This window comes from Methylomonas sp. BG-2 (assembly GCF_057766305.1).
This window is the reverse complement of the sequence record NZ_JBYMAP010000223.1, coordinates 1-6,383: the sequence shown is the minus strand read 5'-3', so window position 1 is coordinate 6,383 and position 6,383 is coordinate 1. Positions and strand designations below refer to the sequence as shown.

The window sequence follows — 6,383 nt, the reverse complement described above, 5'->3', positions numbered from 1 at the left end:
GACAACGGCTTCGCAAGACTGAACACTTGGCACTGCCAAGCGTTGCTTTGGCCCGGCGCGCCTTGTAGAAAACCGGCATAGGCATCGAGCGGCGGCAGTCCTTCGCAATACAAAAAATTCGGCCGCCCTTGCTGAGTGCCGTGACAAGCCCATAAGCTGTAGTTGCCCAGATAGCGGTCAAGCAGCACCTGACTCAAGCGAGGAAACACGCTACCCGCTTGCGCCAACGAGTCCAGATCGAAGCGCACCGCCTGTTTGGCGGCTCCAACGCGATCTCCGACGGAATCCAGCACGAACTGACCGGCGGCCGCGGCATCGATCGCCAGAATCTCGCGATCGAAGCCATCCAAGTCGAACTGCTCGGCCAAACCGGCCAATGCCGCGTCCTCCAAACGGGAAAACCAATCGGACTCCGGCAAGAACAAAGCCGAAACGGCATTGGCATCGACCGCCTGCGCCAAAGTCAGCGGATAATAGCGCCCCACCCGATCAACGCTGGGCATCATTACACCAGCCCAAGCCGATGGCCCGCACAAGCCGGGACTTAGCGTAAACCGCCAAATCGGGCTGACCAGAAATAGCGAAAGCCACTGGTCGCCCAGCATTTCCTGACTGGCGCGCAACGAACCTTGCAGCCATTGGTCCCAAGGATCGATAAATTGCCTGGGCAAGCGCCGACTGACAAAATCGCCCAGCGCCGGCACTTTCCCGAAAAAACCGACGCGGTGATTTTCTGGAACACTCACAACGACTCCGGACAACGAAAGGTTTGGTACTCACTGATGCCGAACGGGTTATTCACGCTGGCGGCCCGCAGTTCGAAGCGGGCGCTATACCCCTCCAATAGCACGGTCAAATTGAAGCGGTCCGGCAGACTGGTCGGCTCGATATTAAATTCGTCCAGCATCCGGAACAAAGCCCATGCGCCCTCCTTGGCCCGGCTGACTTGCTTGCCGTCCAGGGTTTCGAACACCACGCGAACCCCCGCGCTGTTATTGGTGCCGGGCCATTGGAATTTGGTCAACTGCTCCGGACCATGGCGATAGACCAGTTCCTGGCCTTCGACATTCAGCCGAAAAGTCCCGATCCGGTCGTCCAGGGTCAGCGGTTTTAATTCGAACTGCACTTGCGGCACCGCCCCGCCGTTCGGGAAAAACGCGTCGCGAATTTTAGCGGCGATCTGAAATTGACGAATGCTGGCCGGCGCCAAGCCTAATGCGTTATCGGAAGCCAATTCTCGCCATTGCACCGCCGCCGTATCGACGAAGGCCTTCAGATTGGTATTGAAGAATTGGTCGACCACGCCGTTTGCGGCAAACACCTTGCCGAAATCGGCCATCAAAACGTCTTGCGGGGTGTTTTTCGCGAACGGGTAGCGACCGGTCAAAGCGGCTTTGCAGGGCAAACTGACCGAAGTCTTCAACAAATCGTTCAACTGCCCCTTCGCGCCGGTCTTGATTTGCTGACCGCCGGTTGCGGTCAGCGCGTTCAACGACGCGGCAATGGGTCCCGGCAAACGCGCGAATTCCATTTTGGCTGCCTGGATAGGATCGATGCCGCCACCAGCGGCTTTGGCGGCCTCGGTGGACAAGGCCTGGCCGCCGGCATTGCTGGCGGCGCCGATCTGCATCAAGTAATCGTGCAAATTCTTCAGACTGGTCAGGGTGGAGCCTATCGGCGCCGGCCTATCGGCAGCGCCGCGCACTTGCAGGTTGAAGGGCTCGAAATACGCCTCCAGGGCTTTAACCGGATCAATACCGCTATCCCCTTGCTTGGCCATCGCAAGCAACTTTTGGGTGGCCGCTTCGGGAGCGGCTAAGGCGCCGCCGGCGGCCTTGGTCAAGCTATCGGCCAAGTTGGCCGATAGCTTGCTTAACGACGTATTTTTTTCGACCAACTCCAAAAGCAATTTTAACGGCGAATCGGGTCGGGACAACAGATCCAGGGTATCGACCAGTTGCGTCGTGCTCGGTTGCGGACGAAACTTGACCGCCGTCAGCACGCCATCCCAGGTCTTTTGATAATCGGCCAAATACAGACGTTTGAAGTCGCCGTACAGGCGATCCAATTCCAACACAGTATCGGTGGCGCTGACACCCAACACCCAATTTTGCGAGGCGGCTTCCTTGACGTAATCCATGCCCTTCTTTAAAAACCAGTCGGTGTAGCCATAAGCGGTAAACAAGCCAGGCACGATCAGGCTATCCAAGCCTTTGCCATTGGCGGCGGCAAAGACGCGATCGCCGTTCGGCGCCAATTGGCCGGCCAGCATGACATCGTGATCGTGGTCGAACAGAGCCTCGCTTTTGAAGCGGCTATAGACCTGATTGACCAGCGGCACCTGGGTTAGTTTGTTACGAACCGACGCGACGAAGCTGTTATCGATGGGCGCCGAATCCAAGTCGAGCGCCAGCAGATTGTCCAAATGAGTCAGCAACTGGGCCTGGGTTTCGGGATCCGTGGAAAACTGATGCTCCCAATCCAGCTTAACCCAGGGTTGCGCGACCTTGATATCCATGCGCTTCGGATCGCCAAACATCAGATAGACGCGCAGCAATTGGTATAACACATCCAAATTGGCGCCTTCATCGCCCTGCATACGCTCCTTTAAGCGCACGACGACTAACGGCAAGAAGTTGTCCCTTAACAGTTTTTCGTACGCAACATTGACGCCGGCTTCGACCTTGTCGCCCTGGTAGAGACCAAAACCCGCGCTCCAACCGACTTGGCGATAAACCTCGCGAGCGTCGGTCAGCGCATTCAGTTTGGGCAACAGCGCGACAAATCCGCTGCGGGTATCCGTGCCGACCGCATTGCTGGCGCGAAACGCTGCTATGTGCTTATCCACTTCGGCCAAGGCCAGTTTATTTGCGGTCAGGCTAACAAACCAGCATACCACCGCGATGGCGACCACGCCCGCCGTGGCCAGATACGCGCCCAGCGACAACAGGCGATAGCGGCGTTCGACCTTCGGATCGACCCCCACGATGTCGGCTTCCGGAAATACCACCTGCTTAAGCAACTTGCCGAGAAAGAAACTCTTACCGCGTCCGCTCATCATCGGCACCGCTTGACGTTCCAGGCGGAAACTGCTCGCCAACGCCGACAACACCCGATCGATAGGGGTGCCTTCCTGAGTGCCGCTACTGAAATAGACTCCGCGCAGAAAGAATGGCTCCTCGTATCGGCTAACCGCAAACGTGGTTTCGAGAAATTGCAGAGCCGGCGATTTCAGCAGCATCATTTGCTGCGGAAAATCGAATATCGCCGCTCGACGCTGTGCATCCCGCTCTTCTTGCATGCGTTTCAGCCGGCGCTGCAACAAGCGGTCCACCAATTCGTCGTAGGCAAGCCTAAATCGATCGAGATGTTGCGGCAAATCTTGAACACCTGTTCCCGGCGCAAAGGTTTCGCCCCAAACCTGCCCGCGCTCGTCCTCGCTCAGATTGGCGTAAAAATCGGTAAACCCGGCCAGCAAGTCGGCTTTGGTGAACAATACGTAGACCGGTAATTGCACGCCCAGTTGGCCGTTCAACTCCATGATGCGCTGACGCACCGCCGCCGCGTGCTGGCAAATTTCTTCCTCGGTTTGCCGCATCAAATCGCCGACACTAACGGCCACGAAAACTCCGTTCAATGGCCTGCGCGGCCGATATTTTTTTAACAACTGCAAGAAGCCGTGCCAAGCCGAAGCATCGACTTGCTGGTGGCTGTCTTGGGTCGTGTACCGCCCAGCCGTATCTAACAGCACCGCTTCGTCGCTAAACCACCAATCACAATCTCGAGTGCCGCTGACGCCTTTAATCGCGTGTTTTCCCAGGCGCTCGGCCAGCGGGAAATGCAGGCCGGAGTTGATTAAAGCGGTGGTTTTCCCGGAGCCCGGCGCGCCGATGATCGCGTACCAGGGCAATTCGTACAAATACTGACTACCGCGCGATTTTCCGGCTGGCGTTTTCAATAACTGCAATGCCTCGTCGAAGCCTCGCCGCAACACTTCCAATTCCGCTTCGCTGGCGGAGGTGGCGTCGCTGGCATCGGCCGTCGCCAAGTCCTCGATCAGTTTTTTCTCGCGATTGGCCGACAGTACCCGATGCAGTATCCGATAAACCAGCCAGACGACAACCAAAATCGCTATTACCAACCAACGAACCCATTCCTGCTCGAGAGGAACAGCGCCGGCAATCGCAATCAACGGACCAACAAACCAGATCAGCAGCGCAACGGCAAGCACGCCAAACAGTTCCAGCACCCACTTTGTTTTCAAGAAAACCATAATCCGTCCCACGCGGCTATCTCACTTCACCAAAATATCGACACGGCGATTGAACGCCCGGTGTTCCGGGCTATCGTTAGGCTCCAGCGGCTCCCCATCAGCCCTGCCTTCGGCTCGGGCGGTGCCGGCCAATTGCGCCGACGCTTGCAAAATAGCCAAAACGTTTTTCGCCCTGGCGGTGGACAGACTCCAATTGGACGGAAATTTAGCCGACACGATGGGCCTATCATCGGTGTGGCCGGTCACTAAGATACTCTCCTGGCCATTTTGCAGTTCCTTCGCGATTTTCTTGAGCATCGGCAGAAACTCGGGTTTCACCTGATCGCTACCGGACGGAAAGGAATTACGAACGCGGATAACGCTGTCATCAACGACCTCCACCATATTGGCGGCGATTTCGTCCTTCAGCAAGGGCTTGAATCGTTCCAGGCGCGGCGCGGCTTTCACTTGAGTTTGAGCAGGTTGGGGCACGGACGCATCGGCGCTTGGTGGGGCTGGCGCGACGGTCAACTTTAATAAATCTCGGTATACCGGGTCCGAAACAGAGTTAATCCAATAGGCAAACCCCAAATAGCACAGGATCAGCAAACCCGCCGCCACCGCACCGAATACCCAGAGCGGGACCTGCTTCATCAAGCCGCTTTTTGCGCTATTTTGGCCTCGCCAACGCGGGGATAACTCCGGCTCGAAGTCACCCCGGACGCGTTGGATGAGTTGATATAACTCCAGGCGCTGGCGTTCTAAGTCATTTAAGCCATTTGGGATAATCCGGTATTTTCCTTCGAATCCAAGACTCAGTAACACATAGCAGAATTCCAACAACAACAAGCTTTGAGCCGGTTGCTTAACCAGGTACTCGACGATTTGGAAAAAGCGCTCTCCACCCCAGGCTTCCTTATGAAATACGATTAACAAACTTTGGTGACCCCAATTGCTTTGAGTCCCCCAGGGTGTGTTTTGAATGACTTCATCCAGGAACGAGCATAAACAATAACTGGCCATCCGGCCTTGTTCACTCGGGATTCCGGCGGCCAGTGTGCGATTTTCGAACTCGCGGACCTCCTTCCCTAATTTTTGCTTCAGTTCATCAACCGCGGAGTAGCTTACGGTCTGCTTCAATCTGGCCGCCAGCGACAACATCCCCGAGGCCAAATCGAGCAGGGAGCCGGATTGCCGAATCGGTAAGGCCTCGCCTAAATTGACCGGCGGCGCTTGAATATTCGGCGGAGGCTGGACCTGCGTGACTGGGCGATTGGCGCCGGCGTCCGGCAATCGCCCGCCCGGCATCGGCCTCAGTACGGTTTTGTCGTCGTCACCGAAAGGTCCACCCTGCCCCATAGTCATCACCCTTTTTTGATGGCCCAGAATTCCAATTCCAATCCTGGAAAATTACCGCCGATATGAAATGCAAATCCCCCTGAATCCGCCATTTTTTTCCAATACGGACTATGTTTGTCGAGCTCGAAATACGAATAACCGGCGTGATACGGTAGCTGCCTGGGAGCAACCGGCAACGGATGAATCGAAATCCCCGGCAGCGCCGATGTTACCAATTGGGTGATTTCTTCGACTGGGCCGATTTTGACTTGTGGTGGAAAATGAGTGCGGAGCATTTCCGACGAAATCTGCGCGCCTGCCGCCAGCACATAAATTGCACTGTCCAACAGCTTAACATCCGGCCTACCGGAATAGTAAACGGATTGACTATGCTTGTTTAGCGGTATCTGTATGGCGTTCTGCTCCAATACCATACTCAGTAGCCGCCGCAATTCTTCTATCAGTGGAATGAAGCTCAACCGCAAATCGTCATGCTGGTAGTCCGGCATCACGGCGGGGCGCTTGTTCTGCCTGTAAAAGGTCGCTAGATCGCCCATGATTTGCAAACATAGACTATACATGCTTTCTGGATGGAGGCTTGTTTCGTTGGCCAAATGCTGTAGCAGCGGCTGATAGCGATTAATGGTTTGTAACAACATAAAATCGGCTACTTCGGCAACGCCCGCGCCTTGCGACGCGCCGGATACTCGCGCGGCCAAAGCTTCGCCGCGAGTGTGTAACAAACCATGCAGCTCTCGCAAAAAGCCTGACAACAAACCGCATGCGCCCGCCT

At 56.0% G+C, this 6,383-nt stretch carries 4 protein-coding genes; all 4 read right to left on the bottom strand.

Annotation, left to right across the window (positions count from 1 at the left end):
* Positions 1–746: type VI secretion system-associated protein TagF (tagF, locus tag AC3B8H_RS17085; protein ID WP_488442747.1), on the bottom strand; the 746-nt coding region annotated here is incomplete at its 3' end.
* A complete protein-coding gene (gene tssM / locus AC3B8H_RS17080) occupies positions 743–4,273 on the bottom strand; it encodes a type VI secretion system membrane subunit TssM (protein ID WP_488442746.1) in 3,531 nt (1,176 codons plus the stop codon). The genes tagF and tssM, both read right to left, overlap by 4 nt.
* A gap of 21 nt (positions 4,274–4,294) precedes the next feature.
* Complete coding sequence (gene icmH, locus AC3B8H_RS17075) at positions 4,295–5,611, bottom strand: type IVB secretion system protein IcmH/DotU (protein ID WP_488442745.1); 1,317 nt, start codon at positions 5,609–5,611, stop codon at positions 4,295–4,297.
* A 5-nt stretch (positions 5,612–5,616) separates the two neighbouring features.
* A partial coding sequence (gene tssK, locus AC3B8H_RS17070; protein WP_488442744.1) for a type VI secretion system baseplate subunit TssK occupies positions 5,617–6,383 on the bottom strand: 767 nt, incomplete at its 5' end.

Excerpts from the sequence above, each read along its gene's own strand:
- tssM (WP_488442746.1), bottom strand. The coding sequence starts at position 4,273 with ATGGTTTTCTTGAAAACAAAGTGGGTGCTGGAACTGTTTGGCGTGCTT.
- icmH (WP_488442745.1), bottom strand. The coding sequence starts at position 5,611 with ATGGGGCAGGGTGGACCTTTCGGTGACGACGACAAAACCGTACTGAGG.